Genomic DNA, 24,742 nt, shown 5'->3' on the forward strand with positions numbered 1-24,742 from the left:
GAGCTGCGTCAGGCGTCTGCGTCCTCGGCCGCCTTCGCCGCATCGCGCTTCTTCTCGACCCGGCGCACCGAGAACACCGAAAGCTCGTAGAGCAGCAGCATCGGGATCGCGAGCATCAGCTGCGAGATCACGTCGGGCGGGGTCAGAACCGCCGCGATCACGAAGACGAAGACGATGGCGTAGCGGCGCTTGTCCTTCAGGAACTGCGCATCGATGATTCCCGCCTGGCCGAGCAGGGTCAGGATCACCGGCAGCTGGAAGGAAATGCCGAAGGCGAAGATCAGCGTCATGATCAGCGAGAGATATTCGCTGACCTTGGGCAGCAGCGCGATGCCGGCCTGTCCTTCGCTCGCCGCCTGCTGCATGCCGATCGAGAACTTCATCAGCACCGGCATGGCGAAGAAGAACACCAGCGCCGCGCCGAGCAGGAAGAAGATGGGTGTCGCCGCCAGATAGGGCGCGAAGGCCTGCCGCTCGTTCTTGTAGAGACCGGGCGCGACGAACTTGTAGATCTGCGTCGCGATCACCGGGAAGGCGAAGAAGCCGGCGCCGAACGCCGCGACCTTGATATGGGTGAAGAGCAGCTCGAGCGGGCCGGTATAGATCAGCTGCGCATTGGCGCTCGACCCCGCCGCCCAGACATAGGGCAGCACGAGGGTGTTGTAGATCTGCGTCGAGAAGGCGAAGCAGATGAAGAACATGATCAGGAAGGCGACCAGCGACTTGATCAGCCGCGAGCGCAATTCGATCAGGTGGTCGATCAGCGGGGCGCGCGACGCTTCGATCTCGTCCTCGCCCGCGCGCTTCGTCTCGGTATTGGTCTCGACGACGCTCATGCCGTCTCTCCGCCCTCGGCCTCGGCAGCCTTGGCTTTGCGCTTGCGGGCGGGTTTGGCAGGCAGCTCTTCAGCCGCGATCTCGGCCGGCACGGCCGGCTCTTCGGTCGCGACGGTCTTGCGGCGGCGCTTGGGCTTTTCTTCCGGCGCGGGCTCGGCGACGGTTGCGGGCTCGATGCTGACAGGCGCCGGCAACTCGGGAGCCGGCAACGCGGCGAGCGTCGCCTCGGCCTCCTGCATCGCCTTGTCGTCGGCAGCAGCCGGCTTCGAGGCGTCGGTGGCGCCGAAATCCTTCATCGGGTCGATCGGATCGAAATTGGTCGAGGCCTGAATCGAATTGCCGATGTCGTCGACCTGCTTCTTCAGGTCGGTCAGCTCGGCCTCGCGCATGGCGTCGTTGAACTGGCCCTGGAATTCGGCCGCCATCCGCCGAATCTTGCCGATCGCCTGCCCGGCCGTGCGCAACGCGCCGGGCAGTTCCTTGGGGCCGATCACGACGAGCGCGACGCCCCCGATCAGCAGCATTTCGCTCCAGGCGATGTCGAACATCGACGGCCGATCCTCTGGAAATCCTGTAGGGCGCCTCAGGAGGCGCCGGAATCGGAGCCGATCAGGGTTTCCCCGATCGGCAAGTCCGCTCCTACGAGATCAGGCCTTGGTCTCGGCCTTGGCCGGCTGCGGGCTTGCGGTCTGGGCCGTCTGGTCGATCACCTTGGGATCGGCCGGCTGCTGCGCCGCCGGCGGAGTCTCGTCCTCGGCCATGCCCTTCTTGAACGACTTGATGCCCTTGGCGACATCGCCCATCAGTTCGGACACCTTGCCGCGGCCGAACAGCAGCATGACGATGACGCCGACGACGATCCAGTGCCAGATGCTGACGCCACCCATGGCGGTACTCCTCCGAATTTGAACGCGCGGCCCCAGTTGTGCCGAGGGGCCAGATGCTTGTGCCGGAAACTAGGTGTCCCCTACAGGGAACACAAGGACTTCGTCCATCGCAATGTCGATGCCGACATCCTCGCCCTCGGCGACCGAACCGCGCAGCGGCAGCCGCGCCACCAGAGGCTTGTCGAGGCCATCGACCGCAAGCTCGACATGGTCGACCTCGCCGAGGAAGCGCCGCGTCATCACCCGCCCCTGCAGGCAGAAGCCCTTCGGCACCAGCCGGATCGCTTGCGGACGAACGCCGACGATGGCCTGCGTTCCATCTGCCAGACCGGGCGCCGGGAACCGTCCGAGCGGGGTATCCACTGCGCCGTCCCGCGCAGCGGCCTCGATTTCGGTAAGATCGCAGAAAAATCGGGCGGCAAAGAGGCTTGCCGGCCGGCGATAGAGTTCTTCGGCGGTGCCGCTCTGGACGACCCGCCCCTGCTGCATCAGCACGATCCGGTCGGCGACGCGCATCGCATCCTCGGGATCATGGGTGACGATGATCGAGGTCGCGCCGATCTCCTGCAGCAGCGCCATCGTCTCGTCGCGCACCACATCGCGCAGGCGCCGGTCGAGATTGGAGAAGGGCTCGTCCATCAGCAGCACGCCGGGGCGCGGGGCCACAGCCCGCGCCAGCGCCACGCGCTGCTGCTCGCCGCCCGAAAGCATGTGTGGATAGGCCTCGGCGAGATCGGCGAGGCCGACGCGGGCGATAGCGCGCAGCGCCGTCGCATCGGCTTCGGCATTGCCATAGCCGCGCAGGCCGAAGCGGACGTTCTCGCGCACCGAAAGATGCGGAAAGAGCGCGTAATCCTGGAAGACCAGGCCGACCCCCCTCGCCTCCGGCTCGACGAAATTGCCAGGCGAAGAAACATCACGGCCCTCGAGCAGGACCCGCCCCGAACTGGGCCGCTCGACTCCGGCGGCAAGGCGCAGCAGCGTCGTCTTGCCGCAGCCGGAATGGCCGAGCAGCGCGACGATCTCGCCGGGCGCGACGCTCAGCGAGACCTGGTCGAGCGCGGTCACCGCGCCGAATCGCTGGGTGACGCCATCGAAGCCGAGCGCCATCGGGATGGCGGCGCCGGCGGTGCCGCGCCGTCCCCACCCCAGCCAGCGCATCCTGCTTTCGGTTCGAGCCAAATCGTTCTCCTGCCAGCCCGCCGGGCTCGATCGCCTGCGCTGTGCTAGCTGGCGTCGCCGTCGTCAAGCGGTGTGAACAGGTCGCCGAGCGGATCCTCGTCATCGTGAAGGCCCGGATCGTCGTCGGGAACCGGCACGGTGAGATCCTTGGCGAGGCGCCCCTCGATGAAGCCGGCGCCCTTCAATTCCTCCAGCCCCGGCAGGTCGTCGATCCGGTCGAGCCCGAAATGGTCAAGGAAGGCGGGCGTCGTGCCGAAGGTCACCGGCCGCCCGGGCGAGCGCCGCCGGCCGCGCAGGCGCACCCAGCCCGCTTCGAGCAGGATATCGAGCGTGCCCTTGGCGGTGGCGACGCCGCGGATCTCCTCGATCTCGGCCCGCGTCACCGGCTGATGGTAGGCGATGATGGCGAGCGTCTCCAGCGCGGCGCGCGAGAGCTTGCGCGGCGCCTCGGCCTCGGGCGCCAGCAGATAGGCGAGATCGGGCGCGGTACGGAAGGCATAGCCGCCGGCAATGCGATGCAGCGTCACCCCGCGCAGCGCATAGGTCTGCTGCAGCTCGGCGATCACCCGCTCGATCGGCACATTGGCCGGCACCGATTTCGCGAGATCCTGCGCCGAGAGCGGCTGCACCGAGGCGAACAGCAAGGCCTCGACGATGCGGCAGGCGCGCGCCAGCGCCTCGTCGGCATCCCAGTCCTCCTCGTCCTCGCGTTCGGCTTCAGCCACGGCCATCAGCGCCTCACAGGCCGAGCGTCGGCGGCCGCGCCGAGCGGCGGCGGACATAGAGCGGCGAGAAGGCGCCGTCCTGGCGCAGGTCGAGCAGGCCCTCGCGCACCATCTCCAGCATGGCCGAGAGCGAGGAGGCCCGGACCGTCGCGGTCATCGTTTCGACAGGCAAGCCATGGCTGCTCATGTAGCGGGTGAGATAGCCGTCGATCGCGGTCCACTCGCCGGCCTCGCCGACCAGCCGCGCCAGCGCCTCGCGCGCCTCGACCAGCGACAGCACCTGGCGATGGCCGACGCTCATCGGCTGGCGGATGCGCTTCTGGCGCTGCTGCGCATAGGCTGCGAGCAGGTCGTAAAGTTCCGCCTCCCAAATGGGCCGCCCCTCGGCAGCGATTACCTCCGGCGCACCGCGGGCGAAGACGTCGCGGCCGAGCCGTTCGCGGGTGGCGAGCCGCTGCGCCGCCGCGCGGATCGTCTCCAGCCGCTTCAGGCGCAGCGCCAGCGCGGTCGCAAGATCGGCCGCACTCGGCTCCTCGCCTTTGGGCGGCTCCGGCAGCAGCATGCGGGATTTCAGATAGGCGAGCCACGCCGCCATCACGAGATAGTCGGCGGCGAGCTCGAGCCGCAGCGCCCGCGCCGACTCGATGAAGGAGAGGTACTGCTCGGCCAGCGCCAAGATCGAGATGCGGGCGAGATCGACCTTCTGGCGGCGGGCGAGATCGAGCAGCAGGTCGAGCGGCCCTTCATAGCCGTTGACGTCGATCACGAACGAGGGTTCGCCGGACGCGCGTTCCGGCGTGCCGTCCTCCTGGAATGGCAGCTCAGCGGCCATCGATGGCCAATTCCCCATGTCCTGCCACGCTCGTCGGGCGCGGCCTCAGCCCGGGGAGAGAATCGGCCTAACCGCCGCTCAAAGCAAGGGCGCTGGCAAGCTGGGCGCGGGTGCTGTCCACATCGAGCGGCTCGGGCTCGTGCCGAATGCGCGCCAGCGCCATCGCGGCGCGCCGGCCGCGCTGGCCGCTCATCTCCGGAACGGCGCCGACGACCGCGACCATCTCATCCATGATGCCATGGCAGTGCAGCACCACGTCGACCCCGGCCCGGATCGCCGCCTTCGCCTTGTCCTCGAACGAGCCCGACAGCGCCTTCATCGAGATGTCGTCGGTCATGATCAAACCGTCATAGCCGAGTTCACCGCGCATGATCTCTTGGACGATCTTGCGCGAGATCGTCGCCGGCCGGCGCTTGTCGAGCGCGGTGAAGACGACATGCGCCGTCATCGCCAGCGGCATGTCGGCGAGATGCCGGAACGGCCGGAAATCATGGGCGCGCAATTCGTCGAGGCTGGCCTCGACCACCGGCAGATCGTGATGGCTGTCGGCCTTGGCCCGGCCATGGCCGGGCATGTGCTTGATCACCGGCAGCACGCCGCCGGCCATGAGCCCCTCGGCGGCCGCGCGACCGAGCGTCGCCACCATGGCGGGATCGCGGGCATAGGCGCGGTTGCCGATCACGTCATGGCTGCCGGCGACGGGAACGTCGAGCACCGGCAGGCAGTCGACATCGATGCCGGCGCTTTTGAGGTCATGCGCCATCAGCCGCGCCGAAAGTCGGACGATTTCGCGCTGCTGCACGGGATCGTTGATGGCGAGGAAGGCCAGCGCCGGCGGATAGGGCGGCCAGTGCGGCGGCCCCATGCGCTGCACTCGCCCGCCCTCCTGGTCGATCAGGATCGGCGCCTGCCAGCCGACGCAATCGCGCATCTCAGCCGTCAACGCAGCCACTTGCGCCGGATCCTGCGTATTGCGCTTGAACAGGATGAAGCCCCAGGGCCGGGCGTCGCGGAAGAATGCCCGCTCGTCGGGGGTGAGGCTCGTGCCGAGGCAGCCGGCGATGAAGGCGCGCGAGGTCATGGCGCCGTTATCGCCGATTCGCTGGCGATGGGCATTGCTTACCCGTCATTGCGGGCGGCGCTCTCCCCGTCATGGTCGGGCTTGTCCCGACCATCCACGTCTTTTCGCTCCTGAAATGCGGTGTTCAAGACGTGGATGCTCGCCACAAGGGCGAGCATGACGAACTGGATTAGCGCCCGGCAGCGAACACCGGGCTACGCTGCAATCACCGCAGCGACTGCGACGCCTGCGCGTTGAACGCGTCGAACGGCAGTTCGGCGACGCGGAACCAGAGCTGCTCCTTCTTCCAGTACGGCAGGAAGGAATCCCACATCGTCTTGAAGTTCGGGTTCTTCGCCGCCTGGTCCGCATAGAGCGCGAAGGCTTCCTTGAAGGCAGCCTGCATCACGTCCTGCGGGAAGGGGCGCAGTTCGGCGCCGGCGGCGATCAGGCGCAGCAGCGCGTCCGGATTGCCGTGGTCGTATTTGGCCATGCAGAGCGCGTTCGCTTCGGCGCAGGCCGCCTCGACGATGGCGCGATAATGCGCCGGCAACCCGGCCCACTTCTCACTGTTGGCGATGAAGCTGACATTGGCGCAGCCTTCCCAGAACCCTGGGTAGTAATAGTACTTCGCCACCTTCACGAAGCCGAGCTTCTCGTCGTCATAGGGGCCGGAGAACTCGGCCGCGTCGATCGTGCCGCGCTCCAGCGCCGGATAGATGTCGCCGCCGCCGAGCGTCTGCGGGACAACGCCGAGCTTGGCCATGATCTGGCCGCCGAGACCGGCGATGCGGAACTTGAGGCCCTGGAGATCGGCGACGCTCTTGATCTCCTTGCGGAACCAGCCGCCCATCTGGGCGCCGGTGTTGCCCGAGGGGATGGTGTGCACGCCGAACTTCTTCATCAGCTCGCGGCAGAGCTCGATCCCGCCGCCGGCATAGAGCCAGGCGTTCTGCTGGCGCATATTGAGGCCGAAGGGCAGCGAGGTCTCGAAGGCGAAGGCGGTGTCCTTGCCGATATAGAAGCTCGCCAGCGTGTGGCTGCACTCGACAGTGCCGTTCTGGACGGCATCGAGCGCCTGCAGCGCTGGCACGATCTCGCCGGCGGCGAAGGTCTGGATCTGGAAATTGCCGTCGGTCGCCTCGGCGACGCGCTTGGCGACCTGGGTCGAGATGCCGAACAGCGTGTCGAGGCTCTTGGGATAGCTCGAGGTCAGGCGCCAATTGATCTTCGGATTGGTCTGCGCGATCGCCGGTGCGGCGATCGTCGCGGCGGCGGCCCCGGCGGCGGTCGTCTTGAGGAGCTTGCGGCGGTCCATGGTGGTTCCTCTCACTTGCAGGCCTTCCGCATTTTCAGACCGGATTAGGCCGCGGATTCGGGGCGAAGCTAGAGCACGCGCTGACCGTGCTCCAGCCACGGCGCCGCAACGCGCGCATGTCCGGATCGCGGGAGCAATCCGGGATTCCTGCACAGCGGCATGGGGATGTGGTTCAGCGCGCGGCGCTGCGGGCCAGCAGCCCGGCCCCGAGCATGGCCAGCCGGCAGACCGTGCGCGTGCCGAGGCCGTCGATATCGGCTTCCGGCACGAATTCGACGATGTTGAAGCCGATGATCGGCGCCCGCTCTGCCACGCCGTTCAGCAGCGTGACGACATCGCCGAAGGCAAGCCCGCCGGGCGTGCGGCCGAGAACGCCCGGCACGACGGCGGGGTCGAAGCCGTCGACGTCGAAGCAGACCACCACCGGCCGTCCCGGCGGAACGGCCTCGATCGCCGGTGCCATCCCCTTCGCCCGCAGGATGCTCATATCGATCAATTGCGCTCCGGCCGCCCTTGCCTCCGCCACATCCGAGGGCCGGGCGCTGCCGGTGCCGCGGGCGCCGACCTGCACGATCGTCTTGACGCCGTCGAACTCCGAGGCGCGCCGCATCGTGCTCGACAGGCCGAAGCGCTCGCCCTCGACCTCCTCGCGCCAGTCGATATGGGCATCGACCTGCAGGATCGTGATCTCGCCGCGTGCCGCGAAGGCGCCGAGCGCCGGGATCTGGACACTGTCGTCGCCGCCGAGCAGGAGCGGCGCCGCACCGCGCGCCAGCAGCGTCGCATAGGTCTCCGCGATTCGCGCACGGTTCCCGGGCAGGTCGGCCGGATCGAAGCCGAGATCGCCGCAATCGGCCAGCCGCCCTCCCGCCGGCAGCAGTGCCCCGCCAAGATCGAAATCGTAATGCGTGAGCTTGGCGACCTGGGCCGCACTGGCGCGGCGGATGGCGGCCGGCGCCGATTCGCTATGGGCACGGCCGGAGCGATAGGGCGTCGCGGCCGGAATGCCGATGACCGCGACGGCGCCATGCGGCACGGCTTCAGGCACCGAACTCTCGCAATCGAGGAAGCGTGGGTCGGCGGCGCGGCCGGGAATTGGATGGGGGGACATCTGGAAGCCTGCATCGCTGGAGATCCCGACCAGCCTGCCCCGCCGTCGAAGCCCCACGCAAGCAAAAGCCGGCCGCGACGATAGCGGCCGGCTTTGGTTCTATCGGCGGCGGAACCCTCGGCTCCGCCCGCGCCTGCTCAGTTCTTGGCGATGAAGCACTGCCCGCCGGCAGCCTGCAACGCCGAGCACATCGAGCTCGCATCCTCGCGGGAGTACGGGCCGACGCGCAAGCGGTAGACCGTCTTGCCACCGGCGAGCTCGGTCTTGCGCACGATCGGGCTCTGGCCGTTGAGCTGGCCGGGATATTTGCGCTGTAGCGCCGCGAAGGTGGCGCGCGCCTCGGCCTCGCTGCCCGGCGCGCCGAGCTGCACGGCGAAGCCGCCATTCGGGTCGGCCCGCGGCGCGGTAGCAGCTGGCTCGGCCTGCTGCGGTGCGAGTGCGGCGGTGCGGGTGTTGGCCAGGGGCGTCTGGGCAGCCGGCGGAGCCGCCGGAGCGGCGGCGCGCTCCTGCGTCTTCGGCGCCGTGGCCGGCGTCGCGCTCGGCTGCTGCGGACGCGGGGCGGCCTGGGCGGTCTGGGCCGGGGTCGCCGAGGCCGGACGATTCGACGGAGCCGAGCCGGTCACGATGCCCTGTCCCGGGGCGCTCGACGCAGTGGCATTGGCCGGCGCCGGCGTGCCGTCGGGGCGGATCGCGACGGTGCGGACCTTGCGCGGCTCGCCAAGCCCCGGCACGGCCGGGATCGGCACCAGGCCGGGCTCGGCGGAAGCAAGGCCAGCGCCGGCGGTGTCGGTCGGCGTGATCGCGCCGTTCGAGGCCTGCGTCGGGCGCGGCGCCATGGAGCGCGCCGCCTGCTGCACGTCGACGGGCTGTTCCTCGCGGCTGACCACCTTGGTCTTGTCGGCGCTGGCGTCGCCGCTGCGCTCATAGATCTGCTTGTTCTGGTTCGGGATCTCGGCGCCGCCCGGATTGACGGGGGCGACCTTGGACGGGCCGGTATCGGCCGCGATCACCGGCGGCTGGCCGTTGACGCCAGCCGGCTTGCCATTGCGGAAGACCATGGCGGCACCGACGCCGCCAACCGCGACGATGACCAGCGCCGCCGCCGTCAGCATGCCCTTGCGCGACCGCGAGCGCCGGAAGTCGCGATGCTCGTCCTCGGCATCCTGATGCTGCGCGTCATAGTCCGGCGCAGCCTGATGATAGTCGGGTGCAGGCTGGGGAGCATAGGCCTGCGCCTGCACATGGCTGTGCCCGGCAGCCTCGTCGAGATCGCGCGGCTGCTCGGGAACATAGGCGTGTGGCCCGTCCTGCATCGCATAGGGTTGCGCGCGCACCGGGAGCGGCTCCGGCTCGTCATAATCATGCGCCGGCGCGGCGGGTGCCTGCGCAACAGGCTGCGGCGTGGTCCGCACCGGCTCGGTCCGGCGCAGCAGCGCTTCGAACTCGTCGAGCGCACCGCGCACATCGGCCGGCGGCGAGATCGGCTGCACCGGCGGCGTCGCGACCAGCGTCGGCTGGAAACTGGGCTCGGTCCGATTGCCGGACCAGGAGGCGGGCTGCGGCGCAGCCGGGGCCGCGGGACGCGCCTGCTCGGCGGGGCGGCCGGCGAAGAGCTCCTTCAACGGATCGTCCTGGCCGACGAGACGGGTCAGCTCCATCAGCGGATCGGAGGCAGCGCCCGCCTTCTGCGGCTGGGCCGCTCCACGCAGCTGGCGCTCGAGGTCGTCGAGATCGAGGGCGAAACGGTTTCTAGCTGGCTCGCTCATGACATGATCCATTCCAGCGCATGCCGCCATCCATCAAAGGATGCCGCCACAGCGCGGTCAATCTGACGAAAGCCCAGCCGACCCGCCTTTCGGCATATCGGCCAACACCGCCTTCGTATCGGACCCGGCGGGCGCTGGCCGGATCATCCTGATCCGCAAAGCACCCGATGCGCCGGGATGGACCCCGTCAGCGCATCTCCTCCGGCGCCGTCACCCCAACGACCGCCAGACCGGAAGCAAGGACGCTGCGTACCGCATGCACGAACGCCAATCTTGCCGATGTCGACTTTCGATCAGTTTGATTAACGAACCGTAATTGCGGCGAGTCTTTGCCCTTGTTCCACAGCGAGTGGAAGGCGCTGGCCAGGTCGTGCACGAAAAAGGCGACACGATGGGGCTCGTGTGACGAAGCCGCGGCTTCGATCATCCTCGGATACGCCGCGATCATCTTGACGATACCGATCTCCGACTCGTCGGTCAGCAAACCGAGATCCGACTGCGCCAGCGCCTGCGGCGTAAGGTCGAGGTCCGGGAAAGCCTCGGCCGCCTGGCGGAAGATCGAGGCGCAGCGCGCATGCGCGTACTGGACGTAGAAGACCGGATTGTCCTTCGACTGCTCGACCACCTTGGCGAGGTCGAAGTCGAGCGTCGCATCGTTCTTGCGGAAGATCATCATGAAGCGCACCGCGTCGCGGCCGACCTCGTCGATGACCTCGCGCAGCGTGACGAAGTCGCCGGAGCGCTTCGACATCCGGACCTGCTCGCCATTGCGCAGCAGGCGGACCAGTTGGCAGAGCTTGACGTCGAGCGCGCCCTCCCCGTTCGTCACCGCCTTCACCGCCGCCTGCATGCGCTTGACGTAGCCGCCATGATCGGCGCCCCAGACGTCGATCATCTCGGCGAAGCCGCGGGTGAACTTGGAGCGGTGATAGGCGATGTCGTTGGCGAAATAGGTGTAGCTGCCATCCGATTTCAGCAGCGGCCGGTCGACGTCGTCGCCGAACTTGGTGGCACGGAACAGGGTCTGCTCGCGATCCTCCCAGTCCTCATCCTTCTGGCCCTTGGGCGGCGGCAGCCGGCCCTCATAGACCAGGTCACGGGAGCGCAGATCCTCGATCGTCTGGTGCACGGCGTTGGAATTGCCGTCGCGGCCCTGCAGCGAGCGCTCCGAGAAAAAGAGGCTATGGACGACACCGAGCGCGGCGAGATCGTCGCGGATCATCGCCATCATCCCATCGATCGCCGCCTGGCGCACCAGCGGCAGCCAGTCCCATTCGGGCTTGTCGCGCAGCGACGGGCCATGTTGCTCGGCGAGCGCTTGTCCGACGGAGACCAGATAGTCGCCGGGATAGAGCCCTTCCGGGATCGCGCCGATATCCTCGCCCAGCGCCTCGCGGTAGCGCAGGAAGGCGGAGCGGGCGAGCACATCGACCTGCGCACCGGCATCGTTGATGTAGTATTCGCGGGTGACGTCGTGCCCGGCGAAGGCGAGCAGGCTCGCCAGCGCATCACCGAACACCGCGCCGCGGCCATGGCCGACATGCATCGGCCCGGTCGGATTGGCCGAGACGTACTCGACATTGATCCTGGGCTCGCCCTTGGCGGCACCACGGCCATGCTCGGTGCCGGCCAACACAGCAGCCTTGAGAACCTTTGTGAAAACAGCAGGTTGCAGCGTCAGGTTGATGAATCCAGGTCCGGCGATCTCGGCCTTGAGTACGTCGCCATCCTTGGCGAGCTCGGCGACGATCAGCTCGGCCAGAGCGCGCGGCGCCATGCCGGCCTCCTTGGCCAGCACCATGGCGGCGTTGATCGCGAGATCGCCATGAGCCGGATCCTTGGTCGGCTCGACCACGACGCGCGCCAGCGACAGCCCGGCCGGGAGGCGGCCGGTTTCAGCCAGTCCGGCAAGGACGGTGGCGAGGCGTGCGGAGAAAGTCTCGAAAATGTTCATGGCGACCAAGAATGCGTAAGGAAGCGCCCGGCCCTATCGCAGCGACGGGGTGGCGTCAAACAGGCGCCGGTGCTCGTCGAGCGCGTAGGAATCGGTCATGCCGGCGATGTAGTCGGAAACCCGGCGTGCCAGCCGCGCCTCGTCGAGCTCGTCACATCCGGCCGCCCATTCGGCCGGCATGGCCTGCGGCTGCGCCTGGAAGCGCACAAACAGGTCGCGGACGATGTCGGCCGCCTCCGTGCGGATCACACCGATGCGCGGATGGCGATACATGTTGGGATAGAGGAAGCCCTTGATCGCCTTGTCGGCCGCAACCATCGCCGACGAGAAGGCCACGACCTGCGCGCCGGCCCGCCTGATCGCGTCGGCATCCACCGGCGCCAGCGCCGCGATGCGCGCCTCGGATTCGCGGATCACATCCTCGACGAAGCGCGTGATCACCCGGCGCACCATTTCGTTGATCGCGCGCGGGCGCTCCAGCCCGGGATGCAAGGCGTCGATCTCGTCGAGAAGTCCGGCGAGGAACGGCACCGCGCGCAATTCGGAGAGATCGAACAGCCCGGCCCGCAGGCCGTCATCGATGTCGTGCGCGTTATAGGCGATGTCGTCGGCGAGCGCCGCGACCTGCGCCTCGGCCGAGGCATGACTACCCAGCCAGAGATCCTGCTTCTCCTGGTATTCGAGAATCGCGACCGGAATGCCGGTCTTGGCATAGCGCTCGGTCGGCTTGCCGTCGGGATCGAGCAGCGGGCCGTTGTGCTTGACCAGCCCCTCCAGCGTCTCCCACGTCAGGTTGAGCCCGTCGAAGCCGGCATAGCGCCGCTCCAGCCGGGTGACGATCCGCAGTGTCTGGGCGTTGTGGTCGAAGCCGCCGAAACCGGCCATGCATTCGTCGAGCGCGTCCTCGCCGGTATGGCCGAAGGGCGTGTGACCGAGATCGTGGGCCAGCGCCAGCGCCTCGGCCAAGTCCTCGTCGAGCCCGAGCGCGCGGGCCAGAGCGCGGGCGATCTGCGCCACCTCGATCGTGTGGGTCAGGCGCGTGCGGAAATGGTCGCCCTCATGCGAGACGAAGACCTGGGTCTTGTGCTTCAGCCGGCGGAAGGCGGTCGAGTGGATGATCCGGTCGCGGTCGCGCTGGAACGGATTGCGCGTCGCCGAGCCGGGTTCCTCGACCAGCCGGCCGCGACTCGTCGCGGTCCGGCAGGCGTAGACCGCGCGCCAGCGATCGCCGGGCTCGCGCGTCTGGGCTATGGTGTTCTCGTGTGCTTGCGGCATAGCAGCCCCTGGGGCAGGCGCGGCTTGAAGCGATGCGCCTGCGCCATTACCTTTGCAATCGAGGCAGGAGCAAGGATGTTCTGCGCATGACCATGGCGATCGAAGCCAAGCCGCACGCGATCTCGCTGACCGACAAGGCTGCGAGCCGTATCCTCGCGGTGATGGCGAGCGAGGCACCGGGCTCGATGCTGCGCGTCAGCGTCGCCGGCGGCGGCTGCTCGGGATTCCAGTATGTCTTCGATATCGACCGTGAGAAGGCCGACGGAGATCTCGTGCTGGAGCGCGACGGCGCTACCGTGCTGATCGACGAAACCTCGCTTGAGCTGCTCGACGGCTCGACCATCGATTTCGTCGACGATCTCGTCGGTCAATCCTTCAGGATCATCAACCCGAACGCGACCAGCTCCTGCGGCTGCGGCACGTCCTTCGCGCTCTGAATCTCAGCCCGGCAGCACCATGGCCCGGAATGCCCGCAGCAGGTCGCCATCGAGCTTGGCGCCCATCCCGGCCAGCATGGCATAGGCTTCCTGCGGCGCCATCGGCGCCTTGTAGGGGCGTCGTTCGATCAGCGCGGCATAGATGTCGCAGATCGTGACCATCCGGACGACGTCCGAGATCTCGTGCGCCTTCAGCCCCTGCGGATAGCCGGTGCCGTCGAGATATTCATGATGGCTGCGCGCGGCCTCGACGACCTCGCGGGCGAAGGCTCCCTGCCGCAACAGCATCTCATAGCCGATCTGCGGGTGCTCACGCATGATCGCGAGCTCCTCCGTCGTCAGCTTGCCGGCCTTGTGCAGGATCGCGAGCGGAACGCGTGCCTTGCCGATGTCGTGCAAGACGGCGGCGCTGGTGACCTGCTTGCGCGCCTCTTCGGGAAAACCGAGTTCCCGCGCGAAAGCCGCGACAAGACCTGCCACCAGCAGACAGTGCTGATAGGTTGCATCGTCATGGTTCCAGACCATCTCGAGCCAGGCGCCGAGATCGCGATCGTCGGCAGCGCGGTTGATCGCCTCGACGCTGCCCTCGATGGCTGCCACCGGCAAGGCCCGACCTTCGGCGGCAGCCGAAAGCATGTCGGCCATGCCGGCGGATGCCGCAATGAAGTTCTGCTGGATCGCGCCGTATCCTCCAGGATTGAGAATGCGGCCGATCTCGTCGAGCAGAGTCTTTGCCGGAAGGCCTGCCGGCAGGATGGCGCTCGCGCCGATCGCATTGGCCTGGATCGTCAGGCGCGGAGATTGGTCCCGCAGCAGGCAGAGAAAGGGCATTCCCTTGCGCCGGTGTGCCGCGACCCGATCACGGACGGCCTCGACCGCGACGCGGTTCGACAGATCGACATCGCTGACGAGCAGTCGCGCCGGCATCGGCCCGCCTTTCGCCGGACGATGCAGGTCGACGACACCGCAAGGCCCCCAAAGCGACAGCAGTCGCTCGAGCTTCTGGCTCTCTTCCGGACGGTCGGTGATCAGCAGCACGGCAATCGGCATGTCCTCATAACGAGGTCACCCTAGCCGCGGGTCCCTTCAGGTCGGGTGAAATCGATTCGCTCAAATTCGCCGTTTCCGTTCAGAAACGGCTGAGATCACGAACTCCGAGCCTGCCGCCGCATCGCGCTCGCCTCGGCATACTGCAGCAATCGGTCGAGATCCTCGCGCGCGATGTCGAAGGATTCGCCCATCTGCACCAGCGCCTCGTCGATATCTGGCGCGCTGAACATCGCCGGTGCCGCGGCCTGCGAGACGACAGTCCCGGCTGCCTGCGACCGATGCGGGTAGCTGCGCCAGGTCAGGCTATGGAAGGCGACGCCGAGTGCGACCAGGGACAGCGAGCACAGCCCGATCGGCACGAAGGGAAACAACAGCCCCCATTTCATCACGGCGGGACCGCCAAGCACGGCCGTCAGCGCGACCGCCCCGCCCGGCGGGTGCAGAGAGCGCGTCAGCGACATGGTCGCGATGGCGAGGGCCACGGCAAGCGCCGCCGCAATGGTCAGGTCCGGCACGGCCCAGCCGACCGCGAGCCCGACCAGCGCCGAGATCACATTGCCGCCGACCACCGGCCAGGGCTGCGCCAGCGGGCTCGCCGGCACGACGAAGACCAGCACGGCCGACGCGCCGATCGGCGCCACCACCAGCGGCGAGTTGGTCGGGAAGACATATCCAGCCGCCGCCGTGAGCGCGATCGCGGCGAAGACGCCGGCACAGGCGACGGCGCGCTCGGCCAGCGTCGCGCCCGCGAGGATCGGATGGAACAGCTTCACGGCAGGCTCTCCGGAGCTCGTCCCGCCCGCCATCAGCCAAGCGGAGCGTGCTCCAAAATCAATCACGAGCTGCCTCTATCATGCGCATTACGCACAATTCAACGGCAAAATACCATATTCACAACAGATGACGTGAATTACCTAAGTCAGTCTCCGCAGCCACCTGCAACACAACAAAAAAGGCGCCCGAAGGCGCCCTTTCGGAGAGAGTTTTTCTCAGTGCGAACTGGGCGGCCCGCCCTGCTCGAACCGGATCTCTGCCGCCATCAGCCCCTTCGGTCCAGGCCCATAGCGCACCAGCACGGTCTGCCCCGGAATCAGCTCGACGATGCCGTAGCGGCGCAGCGTCTCCATATGGACGAAGATGTCGGGCGCGCCCTCGCCGGCCGAGACGAAACCGAAGCCGCGCAGGCGGTTGAACCACTTCACCACCATGCGCTCCAGCCCGCTCGTCGGCGTCACCGTCGCATTGGTGCGCGGCATCGGCATCTCGGCCGGATGGCGCGCCGCGGAGGTGTCGATCGAAAGCACCCGCGTGGCCTGGCGACCACGCGCCTTGGCAACCGCCTCGAGCACGATGCGCGCGCCCTCGGCGATGGCATGGAAGCCGTCGCGTTTCAGGGTGGTGACATGGACCAGGACATCGCTGCCGCCATCCTGTGGCACCACGAAGCCGTAGCCTTTGCTCACATCGAACCATTTGACGTGGCCGATGATCTCGACCACCTGCTCGGCAATCGTCTCAGGCCCGTCCAGTCGCACGATCCGGTTGAGCGATTGCAGCGGGCCGACCGGTGGCCTGCCTCCGTCGCCGTATTCGTCGGACATGTTCCGCTCATCTCCGCCGCGAACGTGATTCGTGACGTGACGATAGCACCCCGACGAAGCCGGGAAACAGCCGCTTCCCGCTCATCCACATCATCAGCATGCGCAAAGCGCGTGTAAGGCCGCCGAAAGCTGCGCCTTGTCGCTTCCGTGCATCAGGTCGATGATCGGTCCAAGAGTCGCAGGCAAGAGCCGGAGCACCGTCATGCGCATCGCCCGTATCGAGCCCTTCATCCTCCATATCCCGGTCACCGGCGGCTCGATCGCCGACTCGACCCATCGGATCAGCCATTGGGGCGTGGTCGGCACGAAGATCGTCAGCGAGGACGGGCTCACCGGCTACGGCTTCACCGGCACCCATGCCGATCTCGCCTCCGACCGGCTGATCACATCGTGCATCCGCGATTGCTACGCGCCGCTGCTTATGGGCGAGGATGCATCGGAGCATTCGCGGCTCTGGCTGAAGCTCGCCCGCCACCCGGCGCTGCAATGGGTCGGCCGCGCCGGCATCACCCAGCTCGCTCTGGCCGCCGTCGATGTCGCGCTCTGGGATCTCAAGGCGAAAAAGGCGGGCCTGCCGCTCTGGCATCTGCTCGGCGGCGCCAGCAAGACCAAGCTCGAAGCCTACAATACCGACATCGGCTGGCTCTCGATCCCCAAGGACGAGCTGGTCGAGGGCGCACGCATGGCAGTCGAGCGCGACGGCTTCCACCGCATCAAGATCAAGGTCGGCCATGCCGATCCGATGACCGATATCGGCCGGCTCGAAGCGGTCCGCCGCGCTGTCGGCGACCATGTCACCATCGCGGTCGACGGCAACGGCAAATGGGACCTGCCGACCTGCAAGCGCTTCTGCGCCCGCGCCGAGGCACTCGACCTGTTCTGGTTCGAGGAGCCGCTCTGGTACGACGATATCGGTTCGCATGCCGAGCTCGCCCGCTCGACCTCCATTCCCGTCGCGCTCGGCGAGCAGCTCTATACGCTCGACGCCTTCCGCGCCTTCGTGCAGGCCGGCGCGATCCACTATGTCCAGCCCGACGTCACCCGCCTCGGCGGCATCACCGAATACATCCAGGTTGCCGAGCTGGCCCTGGCCCATCGCCTGCCGGTCGCGCCTCATGCCGGCGAGATGAGTCAGGTTCATGTCCATCTCGCCTACTGGCATCCGGCGACGCCGGTGCTCGAATACATCCCCTGGATCAAGGACGCCTTCGTCGAGCCCGCCAATGTCGCCGACGGCTGCTTCCTGCGCCCGCAGCAGCCCGGGGCCGGCACCACGCCGACGAAGGACGCCTTCGCCCGCTTTTCCAAGCCTCTGGCCTGAAGGGCACCGCCATGCTTGATCTCACCACGCTCGCTCTGTTCACCGCCGCCTGCGCCGTGCTGACGGCGACGCCAGGCCCCGACATGCTGCTGATCGCCTCGCGCAGCATGAGCCAGGGCCGCGCCGCCGGCTTCATGACCTATGCCGGCATCGCCACCGGCAGCTATCTCCAGGCGCTCGCCGCCGCCTACGGCCTGTCGCAGCTCTTCCTGCTCGTGCCGGCCGCCTATGACGCGCTGCGCTGGGCCGGTGCCGCCTATCTGGCTTATCTCGCCTGGAAGACCCTCCGCTCGCCCGCGACATTGTTCGCGCCGACGGCGGATGCCGCGCGCTTCCCGCTGCGCCAGATCTTCCTGCAAGGGCTGCTGACCAATCTGCTCAATCCGAAGATGGCCCTGTTCATGCTGGCGCTGCTCCCGCAGTTCCTGAAGCCGGAGGCCGGCTCGCTCCTGCTCCAGGTCGTGGTGCTGGCGACGATCCTCAACGTCATGGGATTGATCGCGAACGGGATCGTCATCCTGACGGCGAGCCGGCTCGGCCGCGCCATCGCCAGCCGTCCCCATCTGGCGCTGTGGCCGCAGCGCATCCTCGGCGTGGTCTTCGGCGGGCTGGCTGTGCGACTCGCCTTCGCCTCGCGTGACTGAACAGCAGGCGCACGACAGCAAGTCGTCATTGCGAGCGCAGCGAAGCAATCCAGGGGGACGTAGAGCACTTCCGCCCCTGGATTGCTTCGTCGCTAACGCTCCTCGCAATGACGGGAAGCCTCAATGCCCGTCCTCAGTTCGCCAGTCGCGCCAGCACTGGGCCGATCTCGCTGCGCACGACGAGATCGGCGATCGGGTCGAGATCGGTCGGTTCCCGGTTGAGGATGACGAGCTTGGCGCCATTACGCTTGGCGATCACCGGGAAGGTCGCGGCCGGGAAGACGACGAGCGAGGAGCCGGCGACGAGATAGAGGTCGGCAGACATCGTCAGCTCATGCGCCCGCAGCATCGGCTGCTGCGGCATCTGCTGGCCGAAGGAGATCGTCGCCGTCTTTACGATGCCTGCACACATCATGCAGGCGGCCGGCTCGCCGCTCGCCTCGAACGCAGCCCGGATCGTAGCGAGCTCGTGGCGCCAGCCGCAGGTCAGGCAGGTGGCGTAGGTGCCGTTGCCGTGCAGCTCGATCACGCCATCCTCGGCGATGCCCGAGGCCTGGTGCAGCCCGTCGATGTTCTGGGTGATCACGCCGGGGGAGCGCCCTTCCGCCACCAGAGTCGCCAGCGCCCGGTGGCCGCGATTGGGCCTCGCATCGCGATAATGGTCGTCCATCGCGAATTTGCGCCGCCAGGCCTCGATCCGCGCCTCGCGGCTGGCGAGGAAAGCCTCGAACGGGATCGGCTTGTTGCGCATCCAGGGCGAGCCCGGCGAACGGAAATCCGGCACGCCCGATTCGGTCGAGATCCCCGCCCCGGTGAACGGCACGATCACTCGGGCGCGGTCGAGCATGGCGTGCAGTTCCTCGATCGCGTCCTGAGTCTCGTCGTCCATGCCGCCAGCCTCGTCCTGTTGCAGTTCGAATATGGGGCTTGGGCGTGCCGCGCTCCAGCCCCGTCGGCGAAGCCGTTGACGCCGAAAGAAACGCGCCGCAAAGCTCAGCTATGTCCGCGTCCTCTCCCGCCCCGCTCAATCCCGACCTCATCGATACCGCGACCCCGCCGATCCCCGAGGCGAAGGCCTGGGCTCGCGGCTATGCCGGCGGCAATGGCCCACTGATCGACCTGTCGCAGGCCGTGCCGGGCTCGCCACCGCCCGCCGCCCTGCTCGAACGCCTCGCCGAGGCGGCAGCCACGCCCGAAAGCACGCGCTATGGGCCGATCGCCGGTGACGAGATCCTGCGCGAGACCTATGCGGCCGAGAGCAGCGCCTTCTATGGCGGAGCGATCCGGCCGCAGGAGATCGCGATCACTGCCGGCTGCAATCAGGCCTATGTCACCGTGATGATGGCGCTCGCCCGCGCCGGCGACAATGTGCTGCTGCCGACGCCGTGGTATTTCAACCACGAGATGACGCTGAACATGCTCGGCGTCGAGCCGCGCCCGCTGCCCTGCGATCCGCAGCGCGGCTTCGTGCCGGATGCCGAGGTGGCGGAGGCTCTGATCGACGAGCGCACCCGCGCCATCGTGCTGGTGACGCCGAACAACCCGACCGGCGCCGTCTACCCGCCCGCGACCATCGCCGCCTTCGCCGCGCTCTGCCGCAAGCGAAAGATCTGGCTGGTCCTCGACGAGACCTATCGCGACTTCCTGCCCGAGGGCGCCGACGGCCCGCATGAGCTCTTCGCCGCAAGCGGCTGGCAGGATTCGCTGATCGGCCTCTACAGCTTCTCCAAGGCTTATGCCGTGCCGGGCTGGCGGCTGGGCGCGATCACCGCCGGCGAAGCGGCGCTCGCCCAGATCGGCAAGGTGCTCGACTGCGTCCAGATCAGCCCGGTCCGTGCCGGCCAGAGCGCCGTCGCCTGGGGCATCGACGGCATCAGGTCCTGGCGGCAGGCCAACCGCGCCGAGATGAACTCCCGCGCCGCGCTCTTCCACCAGGCGATCGCGCCGCTGAACGGCTGGAACGTCCTCGCGGCGGGCGCCTATTTCGCCTATGTCGCCCATCCGTTCGAGGGCGTGCCGGCGGCAGAGGTCGCCCGCCGGCTGGTGCAGGAGCGCGGCGTGCTGGCCCTCCCAGGCCCCTATTTCGGCCCCGGCCAGGAGCAGCACTTGCGCATCGCGATCGCCAATGTCGCAGCCGAGCGCATCGCCGCGCTCGGCGAGCGGCTGAAGGGTTTTGCGCTCTAAGCACGGAAGCTAAGCCTCGACATACACCACGCTGTCATCCCGGACGCAGCGAAGCGGAGATCCGGGATCCATTCCTGAGCCTCACCGATCAAGGCTCCGGCATGGGTCCCGGGTCTCCCTCCGGTCGCCCGGGACGACCCGCGCGTATTGTATCAAGGGAAACTCACCCCTTCGCCGCCGGACATTTGCTCTCACTCAGCGGCCAGACCGTCTCCTCGGGCGCGATCTTGCGCACGATCTCGAAATAGTCCCACGGCCCCTTCGAATCCGCGGGCTTCTTGACCCGGGCGAGATACATCTCGCGCAGCACCCGGCCATCGGCGCGGATCTTGGCGTCCTTTGTGAACGCGTCGTTGATCGGCATGGCGCTCATCGCGGCGGCGACCTTGTCGGGATCGTCGGTGCCGGCCTGCTTGATCGCCTTGAGATAGTGCAGCACCGAGCCATAGACGCCGGCATGCAGCATGGATGGCATCATCCCGGCCCTTTCCAGAAATTGCTTCGACCAGGCGCGCGAGGGCTCGTCGAGGTCCCAATAGGAGGCGGTGGTGAGGTAGGTGCCCTGCGTCGCCTTGAGGCCGAGGCTGTGCACGTCCTGCAGGAAGAAGATCAGCGCCGCCAAGTTCTGCCCCTGCTCGGCCAGCCCGAACTCGCCGGCTTGCTTGATCGCATTGACCGTGTCGTTGCCGGCATTGGCGATGCCGATCACCTTGGCGCCGGAGGATTGCGCCCGCAGCAGGAAGGAGGAGAAATCGGCATTGTTCAGGGGGTGGCGCACCGCGCCGACGACCTTGCCGCCATTGGCCTCGACCACATCGGTCGCGTCCTTCTGCAGCTGGTGGCCGAAGGCGTAGTCGGAGGCCAGCATGAACCAGGAGGTGCCACCGGCCTTGACCACGGCCGAAGCGGTGCCACGGGCGACGCCATAGGTGTCGTAGGTCCAGTGGAAGCCGTAGGGCGAGCACTGTTCATTGGTCAGCGCCGTGGTGCCGGCGCCGGAATACATCACGATGCGCTTCTTCTCGCGGGCGAGCGACTGCAGTGCCAGCGCCACGGCGGAATTGGGCACGTCGACGACGGCGTCGACCTTGTCGATGTCGAACCATTGCCGGGCGATCGAAGTGCCGAGATCGGCCTTGTGCTGATGGTCGGCGGCGACGATCTGGATCGGCTTGCCGAGCACGCTCGCACCGAACTCCTTCACCGCCAGTTCGGCCGCGATAACCGAGCCCTTGCCGCCGATATCGGCGGTGACGCCGGCCATATCGGTGAGCACGCCGATCTTGACGACGTCGTCGCTGACCTGGGCCAGCGCCGGCAGAGCGGCGAGCGCCATCAGGGCGCCGCCTGCGAGAAGCGACCGCATGAACATTCCTCCCGAGCTATCGTCCGGCAGTACCGCCGGTTCGAGCTTCAAAGACCCTTTGCCTCCAGCCAGGCGACGATCAGGGCCGCGATCTCGTCGCTGTTGTCCTCGCACATCGGCATATGGCCGTTGCCGGCGATGCCGCGTTCCGGCAGCCAGGCGAACTCGGCACCGAGGTATTGCGCCGTCGCCTCGTCGACCGCGCGCAGATGACGCGGATCGCTGTCGCCGGTGACGATCAGGATCGGCAATTTGGCCAGATTGGCCGGGTCGGCGATGCGCAGACCCTTGCCGCCGATGTTGAAGCGTTCGTTCATCAGGCGGGCGCTCTCGGGCACGATCGAGCGCCGATAGGCCTCGAAGGCCTGCTGCGGAAAGCGCTCGGAATTGGCCCAATAGGCCCGCATGAACTCGGGCGGGATGAAGAGCGGCTTGTCTTCCTCGACCCGGACGGGGCAGCCCAGGCTCTCATCTTCCTTGAGCTTGGCCACCGCTTCGGCGTCGTCGGGCAGCACCGGCAGGAGATTGGCCGGCCCGCCGGGTGCGACGCCGACGATCGCCGCGACCGCCTTCGGGCTCTGCTCGGCGATCCACCAGGCCATCGGTCCGCTCGCTGAATGTACCAGCAGCACTGCCGGGCCGATCTCCTCCAGCAGGCGCTGCAGGCTGGTCGCGATCTCGACGCTCGACAGAGTGGCAAAGTCCGGCCGCATCGGCGAGCGGCCATGGCCCGGCCAGTCCGGCACGAAGACCTCGCGGCCAGCGGCGAAGACAGGCGCCCAGCCGGGCCGGCCATCGGGAGTCGCCAGATAGCAGGCGCCGGTATGGCCGCCGCCATGGACGAGGACGATCGGCAACCGCCCGGGCTGAGGCGCCCCAAGTCGGTCGACATAGATCGGATGGGCATCCGTGCCCGAATAGAAGCATTGCCGCTGCGGCGCGCTCGGAAGCGCCTGCCGCCTTGTGGCACCAGCCTGGTCCATCGCCTCCTCCCGGCACGGCAAAACCGTGCCATTCCTTAGCGAGGATGCTAGGACCGGCTCATGGCGCGCGCAACAAAAAAGTCTAATGTGAGACTAATCCCACAGGACGATGCTGGCGAGCTCGACGCCGGGCAGCGGCGCGCCATCCTCGACGGCACCGCGATCCCGACCGCCTACAAGATCGGCTACATCCTGAACTTCTATCGCGAGCCCTCCTTCCGGGCGATCGAGATGGAGTTCGGGCTGACCCGGCCGGAGATCGTCATCCTGATCTTCCTGACCGTGCGCGACGGCGCCAGCGCCAGCGAGTTCTGCGAGTTTTCCGGCCATCTCAAGGCAAGCGTCAGCCGCGCCGTGATCCTGCTCGAGAAGAAGGCGCTGATCCGCCGCGAGCCCGACAAGGCCGACAGCCGCCGCCAGCTCCTCTTCCTGACGCCGGAAGGCCGCGCCCTCTACAAGCGTTACATCCCGACCCTCAAGGCCAGGGAGCAGGCGATGCTCGATTGCCTGTCGGGCGACGAGCGGACCCAGCTCGGGCGGCTGCTCGACAAGCTCGCCGCCCATGTCCCGCAATGGGGCTTCGCCTCGGATCTCTGAGGCCCGGATGCCTCAGCGCAGCAACGCCGCGTAACGCTCGCGATAGGCATAGACCAGGAGCCCGCCCGTCACGATCAGGATGATCGCGACCGGAATGCCGGCCGGGTTGATGGCGAAGTGGAACAGCACGATCACCGCCATCACCGGCGCGATCAAGGCGAGCCCGAGCGCCGGCACGACGTTGAGCAGCAGGCTCAGGCCCCCGGCGAGGTTCACCGCCTTGAGGAAGGGCCAGAAGAAGCCGGAGTTCTGCAGTGCAGCCTCGAAGACGAGTCCGCGTTCGGAAGTCGGCGGGTGGATCAGGTGAGTGCCGGTGGCGAGCCACCAGAAGCCGTCGACCGCGCTGACGAGGAAGAGCAGGCCGAGGGCGACACGGGGCAAGGTGACCATCAGAAAGTTGCGCATAATCCGTTTTCTTATCGGTGGAAGCACCGGACGAAAGCCGGCGCGGCTGCATTGCGACCGCCTGAGCGGGTTTTGCCCCTCGCGCGCTTGTGACATGCATGCCGCCGCGAAGAATGCTCTGCACGGCCGCAGCGGCAATGCGCCGCGACCGGAACTGGTGACGATGACGATCGCATTGACGAGGCGGACCCTGCTTCAGCTCGCCGGCGCCACCTCGCTCGCCATGGCCGCCGCCGCGGCTGCGCAGGCGGAGGGGCCGGCGCCAGCCGGGGCAGGCTCGGCAACGGGCCTTGCCGGCAGCGCACCGATCCGCTGCGGCGCGATCGGCCTGCGCGTCCGCGATCTCGACCGGATGAGCCGCTACTACCAGTCCGTGCTCGGCCTCGGCGTGATCTCGGCCAGTGCCGATGGCGTCGTGCTCGGCACCGGCAACGTGCCGCTGGTCTGGATGGAGCCGCGACCGCAGGCGCAGTACGAGCCGCGCCATGCCGCCGGCCTGTTCCACACCGCTTTCCTGATGCCGTCCCGGCATGATCTCGCCCGCTGGCTCGTCCATGTCGCGCACAACCAGACGCCGCTCACCGGCTTCGCCGACCACAGCGTCAGCGAAGCGGTCTATCTCGACGATCCCGAAGGCAACGGCATCGAGGTCTACGCCGACCGCGACCCGCACCTCTGGCGCTGGGAGGGCGAGCGCGTCGTGATGGGCACGCACCGGCTCGACGTCGACGGAATCCTTGGTCTCACCGACACCAGCCGCAGCGACTACCGCGACGCCCCCGCCGGGCTGCGCATCGGCCACATGCATCTGCGTGTCGGCGACATCGCTCAGTCGGAGGCCTTTTATCGCGACGCGATCGGCCTCGATTCGACCTCGCGCCGCGACACGGCGAGCTTCCTCTCATCCGGGCGCTATCACCACCATGTCGCGCTCAACACCTGGAACAGCGCCGGCGCCGGGTCGCGCGACCGGGCCCAGACCGGCCTCGACTGGTTCTCGCTGGAAGTCGCCGATCCCGCTCTGCTGGCGACGCAGCGCGAGCGGATGGCCAAGGCGGGTTACGCGCCGACGACTGTGGCACGCGGTTTCGAGAGCACCGACCCGTGGGGGACGCGGCTCAGGCTGGTGGGCGTAGCCTGAACCGTCTTGCTCGCCCTTGTGGCGAGCATCCACGTCTTGAACACCACACTCGACTAGCGAAGACGTG

General features: G+C 67.7%; 25 protein-coding genes. 6 read left to right on the top strand and 19 right to left on the bottom strand.

Annotation, left to right across the window (positions count from 1 at the left end; translation table 11 throughout):
• Positions 1-8 precede the first annotated feature (8 nt).
• The 12 genes from tatC to GV161_RS27450 all read right to left on the bottom strand — a co-directional run bounded on the left by tatC (position 9) and on the right by GV161_RS27450 (position 12,946).
• Entirely contained in the window at positions 9-836 is an 828-nt protein-coding gene (gene tatC / locus GV161_RS27395) for a twin-arginine translocase subunit TatC (protein WP_152013920.1), read from the bottom strand.
• Entirely contained in the window at positions 833-1,384 is a 552-nt protein-coding gene (tatB, locus tag GV161_RS31405; protein ID WP_152013919.1) for a Sec-independent protein translocase protein TatB, read from the bottom strand. Before tatB ends, tatC begins: the two co-directional genes overlap by 4 nt.
• Before the next feature lie 99 nt (positions 1,385-1,483).
• Complete coding sequence (locus GV161_RS31410; protein WP_152013918.1) at positions 1,484-1,723, bottom strand: twin-arginine translocase TatA/TatE family subunit; 240 nt, start codon at positions 1,721-1,723, stop codon at positions 1,484-1,486.
• A 69-nt stretch (positions 1,724-1,792) separates the two neighbouring features.
• Positions 1,793-2,884: an ABC transporter ATP-binding protein gene (locus GV161_RS27410; RefSeq protein WP_152013917.1), complete on the bottom strand. Its 1,092-nt coding sequence runs from the start codon at positions 2,882-2,884 to the stop codon at positions 1,793-1,795.
• Positions 2,885-2,949: 65 nt separating this feature from the next.
• Entirely contained in the window at positions 2,950-3,630 is a 681-nt protein-coding gene (gene scpB, locus GV161_RS27415; RefSeq protein WP_152013982.1) for an SMC-Scp complex subunit ScpB, read from the bottom strand.
• Between the two features lie 13 nt (positions 3,631-3,643).
• Entirely contained in the window at positions 3,644-4,462 is an 819-nt protein-coding gene (locus tag GV161_RS27420) for a ScpA family protein (protein WP_152013916.1), read from the bottom strand.
• 67 nt (positions 4,463-4,529) lie between these two features.
• Positions 4,530-5,543, bottom strand: a complete 1,014-nt coding sequence (gene nagZ, locus GV161_RS27425; RefSeq protein ID WP_152013915.1) for a beta-N-acetylhexosaminidase — start codon at positions 5,541-5,543, stop codon at positions 4,530-4,532.
• Between the two features lie 205 nt (positions 5,544-5,748).
• Positions 5,749-6,840 (bottom strand): TRAP transporter substrate-binding protein DctP, encoded by a 1,092-nt coding sequence (gene dctP / locus GV161_RS27430; protein ID WP_152013914.1) that lies wholly within the window; start codon positions 6,838-6,840, stop codon positions 5,749-5,751.
• A 172-nt stretch (positions 6,841-7,012) separates the two neighbouring features.
• The gene (locus GV161_RS27435) at positions 7,013-7,951 is read right to left on the bottom strand and encodes an arginase family protein (protein ID WP_152013913.1); all 939 of its coding nucleotides are present in this window, start codon (positions 7,949-7,951) and stop codon (positions 7,013-7,015) included.
• 137 nt (positions 7,952-8,088) lie between these two features.
• Entirely contained in the window at positions 8,089-9,717 is a 1,629-nt protein-coding gene (locus GV161_RS27440; protein WP_152013912.1) for an SPOR domain-containing protein, read from the bottom strand.
• Between the two features lie 187 nt (positions 9,718-9,904).
• Positions 9,905-11,671, bottom strand: a complete 1,767-nt coding sequence (gene argS, locus GV161_RS27445) for an arginine--tRNA ligase (protein ID WP_152013911.1) — start codon at positions 11,669-11,671, stop codon at positions 9,905-9,907.
• A 33-nt stretch (positions 11,672-11,704) separates the two neighbouring features.
• On the bottom strand, positions 11,705-12,946 hold the full coding sequence (locus GV161_RS27450) for a deoxyguanosinetriphosphate triphosphohydrolase (protein ID WP_152013910.1): 1,242 nt from the start codon (positions 12,944-12,946) through the stop codon (positions 11,705-11,707).
• Positions 12,947-13,032: 86 nt separating this feature from the next.
• On the opposite strand from GV161_RS27450, the gene GV161_RS27455 reads away from it, so the two are divergent.
• On the top strand, positions 13,033-13,383 hold the full coding sequence (locus tag GV161_RS27455) for an iron-sulfur cluster assembly accessory protein (RefSeq protein WP_244624008.1): 351 nt from the start codon (positions 13,033-13,035) through the stop codon (positions 13,381-13,383).
• Positions 13,384-13,386: 3 nt separating this feature from the next.
• On the opposite strand, the gene GV161_RS27460 is transcribed toward GV161_RS27455, so the two are convergent.
• The 3 genes from GV161_RS27460 to GV161_RS27470 form a co-directional block, all read right to left on the bottom strand.
• Entirely contained in the window at positions 13,387-14,433 is a 1,047-nt protein-coding gene (locus GV161_RS27460) for an HD domain-containing phosphohydrolase (RefSeq protein WP_152013909.1), read from the bottom strand.
• A gap of 95 nt (positions 14,434-14,528) precedes the next feature.
• Positions 14,529-15,206: an HPP family protein gene (locus GV161_RS27465; RefSeq protein WP_159650461.1), complete on the bottom strand. Its 678-nt coding sequence runs from the start codon at positions 15,204-15,206 to the stop codon at positions 14,529-14,531.
• Between the two features lie 216 nt (positions 15,207-15,422).
• Complete coding sequence (locus tag GV161_RS27470) at positions 15,423-16,034, bottom strand: cold-shock protein (RefSeq protein WP_091828504.1); 612 nt, start codon at positions 16,032-16,034, stop codon at positions 15,423-15,425.
• A 202-nt stretch (positions 16,035-16,236) separates the two neighbouring features.
• Here GV161_RS27470 and GV161_RS27475 point away from each other — a divergent pair, with 202 nt between their 5' ends.
• Positions 16,237-17,355, top strand: a complete 1,119-nt coding sequence (locus tag GV161_RS27475) for a mandelate racemase/muconate lactonizing enzyme family protein (RefSeq protein WP_152013907.1) — start codon at positions 16,237-16,239, stop codon at positions 17,353-17,355.
• Positions 17,356-17,366: 11 nt separating this feature from the next.
• Positions 17,367-17,999 (top strand): LysE family translocator, encoded by a 633-nt coding sequence (locus GV161_RS27480; RefSeq protein ID WP_152013906.1) that lies wholly within the window; start codon positions 17,367-17,369, stop codon positions 17,997-17,999.
• A 133-nt stretch (positions 18,000-18,132) separates the two neighbouring features.
• Here the strand turns inward: GV161_RS27480 and GV161_RS27485 are convergent, their stop codons facing one another.
• Positions 18,133-18,888, bottom strand: a complete 756-nt coding sequence (locus GV161_RS27485) for a Sir2 family NAD-dependent protein deacetylase (protein WP_244624007.1) — start codon at positions 18,886-18,888, stop codon at positions 18,133-18,135.
• A 110-nt stretch (positions 18,889-18,998) separates the two neighbouring features.
• Between GV161_RS27485 and GV161_RS27490 the strand changes: the two genes are divergently transcribed.
• Entirely contained in the window at positions 18,999-20,183 is a 1,185-nt protein-coding gene (locus GV161_RS27490; protein WP_152013905.1) for an aminotransferase, read from the top strand.
• 163 nt (positions 20,184-20,346) lie between these two features.
• On the opposite strand, the gene GV161_RS27495 is transcribed toward GV161_RS27490, so the two are convergent.
• Together GV161_RS27495 and GV161_RS27500 are read right to left on the bottom strand one after the other, a co-directional pair.
• A complete protein-coding gene (locus GV161_RS27495; protein WP_152013904.1) occupies positions 20,347-21,549 on the bottom strand; it encodes an ABC transporter substrate-binding protein in 1,203 nt (400 codons plus the stop codon).
• A 47-nt stretch (positions 21,550-21,596) separates the two neighbouring features.
• A complete protein-coding gene (locus GV161_RS27500) occupies positions 21,597-22,532 on the bottom strand; it encodes an alpha/beta fold hydrolase (protein WP_152013903.1) in 936 nt (311 codons plus the stop codon).
• An 87-nt stretch (positions 22,533-22,619) separates the two neighbouring features.
• Between GV161_RS27500 and GV161_RS27505 the strand changes: the two genes are divergently transcribed.
• Positions 22,620-23,129: a MarR family transcriptional regulator gene (locus tag GV161_RS27505; RefSeq protein ID WP_244624006.1), complete on the top strand. Its 510-nt coding sequence runs from the start codon at positions 22,620-22,622 to the stop codon at positions 23,127-23,129.
• Between the two features lie 12 nt (positions 23,130-23,141).
• Here GV161_RS27505 and GV161_RS27510 read toward each other — a convergent pair whose 3' ends face one another.
• Positions 23,142-23,534 (bottom strand): hypothetical protein, encoded by a 393-nt coding sequence (locus GV161_RS27510; RefSeq protein ID WP_152013901.1) that lies wholly within the window; start codon positions 23,532-23,534, stop codon positions 23,142-23,144.
• A gap of 163 nt (positions 23,535-23,697) precedes the next feature.
• Between GV161_RS27510 and GV161_RS27515 the strand changes: the two genes are divergently transcribed.
• Positions 23,698-24,675 carry a VOC family protein gene (locus tag GV161_RS27515; protein WP_152013900.1) on the top strand — a complete coding sequence of 326 codons (978 nt, stop codon included), beginning with the start codon at positions 23,698-23,700 and terminating at the stop codon, positions 24,673-24,675.
• Positions 24,676-24,742: the final 67 nt, after the last annotated feature.

The sequence above is a fragment of the Bosea sp. 29B genome (genome assembly GCF_902506165.1).
Taxonomy (GTDB): Bacteria; Pseudomonadota; Alphaproteobacteria; order Rhizobiales; family Beijerinckiaceae; genus Allobosea.

What these genes read in the sequence shown, in the direction of transcription:
- GV161_RS27480 (WP_152013906.1), top strand. Translation starts at nt 17,367, where the DNA reads ATGCTTGATCTCACCACGCTCGCTCTGTTCACCGCCGCCTGCGCCGTG.
- GV161_RS27495 (WP_152013904.1), bottom strand. Translation starts at nt 21,549, where the DNA reads ATGCGGTCGCTTCTCGCAGGCGGCGCCCTGATGGCGCTCGCCGCTCTG.
- GV161_RS27435 (WP_152013913.1), bottom strand. Translation starts at nt 7,951, where the DNA reads ATGTCCCCCCATCCAATTCCCGGCCGCGCCGCCGACCCACGCTTCCTC.
- GV161_RS27470 (WP_091828504.1), bottom strand. Translation starts at nt 16,034, where the DNA reads ATGTCCGACGAATACGGCGACGGAGGCAGGCCACCGGTCGGCCCGCTG.
- GV161_RS27515 (WP_152013900.1), top strand. Translation starts at nt 23,698, where the DNA reads ATGACGATCGCATTGACGAGGCGGACCCTGCTTCAGCTCGCCGGCGCC.
- GV161_RS27510 (WP_152013901.1), bottom strand. Translation starts at nt 23,534, where the DNA reads ATGCGCAACTTTCTGATGGTCACCTTGCCCCGTGTCGCCCTCGGCCTG.
- GV161_RS27410 (WP_152013917.1), bottom strand. Translation starts at nt 2,884, where the DNA reads ATGCGCTGGCTGGGGTGGGGACGGCGCGGCACCGCCGGCGCCGCCATC.
- GV161_RS27440 (WP_152013912.1), bottom strand. Translation starts at nt 9,717, where the DNA reads ATGAGCGAGCCAGCTAGAAACCGTTTCGCCCTCGATCTCGACGACCTC.
- GV161_RS27475 (WP_152013907.1), top strand. Translation starts at nt 16,237, where the DNA reads ATGCGCATCGCCCGTATCGAGCCCTTCATCCTCCATATCCCGGTCACC.
- GV161_RS27500 (WP_152013903.1), bottom strand. Translation starts at nt 22,532, where the DNA reads ATGGACCAGGCTGGTGCCACAAGGCGGCAGGCGCTTCCGAGCGCGCCG.
- nagZ (WP_152013915.1), bottom strand. Translation starts at nt 5,543, where the DNA reads ATGACCTCGCGCGCCTTCATCGCCGGCTGCCTCGGCACGAGCCTCACC.
- tatC (WP_152013920.1), bottom strand. Translation starts at nt 836, where the DNA reads ATGAGCGTCGTCGAGACCAATACCGAGACGAAGCGCGCGGGCGAGGAC.
- GV161_RS27490 (WP_152013905.1), top strand. Translation starts at nt 18,999, where the DNA reads ATGTCCGCGTCCTCTCCCGCCCCGCTCAATCCCGACCTCATCGATACC.
- GV161_RS31410 (WP_152013918.1), bottom strand. Translation starts at nt 1,723, where the DNA reads ATGGGTGGCGTCAGCATCTGGCACTGGATCGTCGTCGGCGTCATCGTC.
- GV161_RS27420 (WP_152013916.1), bottom strand. Translation starts at nt 4,462, where the DNA reads ATGGCCGCTGAGCTGCCATTCCAGGAGGACGGCACGCCGGAACGCGCG.
- GV161_RS27450 (WP_152013910.1), bottom strand. Translation starts at nt 12,946, where the DNA reads ATGCCGCAAGCACACGAGAACACCATAGCCCAGACGCGCGAGCCCGGC.
- GV161_RS27455 (WP_244624008.1), top strand. Translation starts at nt 13,033, where the DNA reads ATGACCATGGCGATCGAAGCCAAGCCGCACGCGATCTCGCTGACCGAC.
- argS (WP_152013911.1), bottom strand. Translation starts at nt 11,671, where the DNA reads ATGAACATTTTCGAGACTTTCTCCGCACGCCTCGCCACCGTCCTTGCC.
- GV161_RS27460 (WP_152013909.1), bottom strand. Translation starts at nt 14,433, where the DNA reads ATGCCGATTGCCGTGCTGCTGATCACCGACCGTCCGGAAGAGAGCCAG.
- tatB (WP_152013919.1), bottom strand. Translation starts at nt 1,384, where the DNA reads ATGTTCGACATCGCCTGGAGCGAAATGCTGCTGATCGGGGGCGTCGCG.
- dctP (WP_152013914.1), bottom strand. Translation starts at nt 6,840, where the DNA reads ATGGACCGCCGCAAGCTCCTCAAGACGACCGCCGCCGGGGCCGCCGCC.
- GV161_RS27485 (WP_244624007.1), bottom strand. Translation starts at nt 18,888, where the DNA reads ATGGACGACGAGACTCAGGACGCGATCGAGGAACTGCACGCCATGCTC.